This window comes from Alteromonas sp. HB246098, from assembly GCF_054890645.1.
Window position 1 is genome coordinate 1 of the sequence record NZ_JBTZUG010000020.1, and the last position, 1,103, is coordinate 1,103.

Genomic DNA, 1,103 nt, shown 5'->3' on the forward strand with positions numbered 1-1,103 from the left:
AAGTGTTCACAAACAGAGGCGTACCTTCTCCCGAAGTTACGGTACAATTTTGCCGAGTTCCTTCACCCGAGTTCTCTCAAGCGCCTTAGTATTCTCTACCTGACCACCTGTGTCGGTTTGGGGTACGGTTCATATAATCATAAGTTTAGAAGCTTTTCCTGGAAGCAGGGCATCAACAACTTCACTCCCTTGGGAGCTCGTCTCGTGTCTCGGCCTTGAAAACCCGGATTTACCTAAGTTTTCAGCCTACGCACTTTCACTTGGACAACCAACGCCAAGCTTGCCTAGCCTTCTCCGTCCCTCCATCACTGATTATATAAGTACGGAAATATTAATCCGTTTCCCATCGACTACGCATTTCTGCCTCGCCTTAGGGGCCGACTTACCCTGCCCTGATTAGCATGGGACAGGAAACCTTGGTCTTCCGGCGTGGGAGTTTTTCACTCCCATTATCGTTACTCATGTCAGCATTCGCACTTGTGATATGTCCAGCAAGCTTTACAACTCACCTTCATCCACTTACACAACGCTCCCCTACCCAGCATAGTAAACTATGCTGCCGCAGCTTCGGTATATTGCTTAGCCCCGTTACATCTTCCGCGCAGGCCGACTCGACTAGTGAGCTATTACGCTTTCTTTAAAGGGTGGCTGCTTCTAAGCCAACCTCCTAGCTGTCTATGCCTTCCCACATCGTTTCCCACTTAGCAATATTTTGGGACCTTAGCTGGCGGTCTGGGTTGTTTCCCTCTCCACGACGGACGTTAGCACCCGCCGTGTGTCTCCCGGATAGTTCTCATTGGTATTCGGAGTTTGCAAAGGGTTGGTAAGTCGGGATGACCCCCTAGCCTTAACAGTGCTCTACCCCCAATGGAATTCGTCCGAGGCTCTACCTAAATAGATTTCGGGGAGAACCAGCTATCTCCCGGTTTGATTGGCCTTTCACCCCCAGCCACAAGTCATCCCCTGACTTTTCAACGTCAGTGGGTTCGGTCCTCCAGTTGATGTTACTCAACCTTCAACCTGCTCATGGCTAGATCACCGGGTTTCGGGTCTATACCTAGCAACTAAACGCGCAGTTAACACTCGCTTTCGCTACGGCTCCG

1 rRNA gene is annotated in these 1,103 nt (G+C 50.5%); it reads right to left on the reverse strand.

Going from position 1 to position 1,103, the window contains the following annotated elements:
- Positions 1-1,103: ribosomal RNA gene (locus ACYTPF_RS19405) — 23S ribosomal RNA — on the reverse strand; the annotation flags it as partial.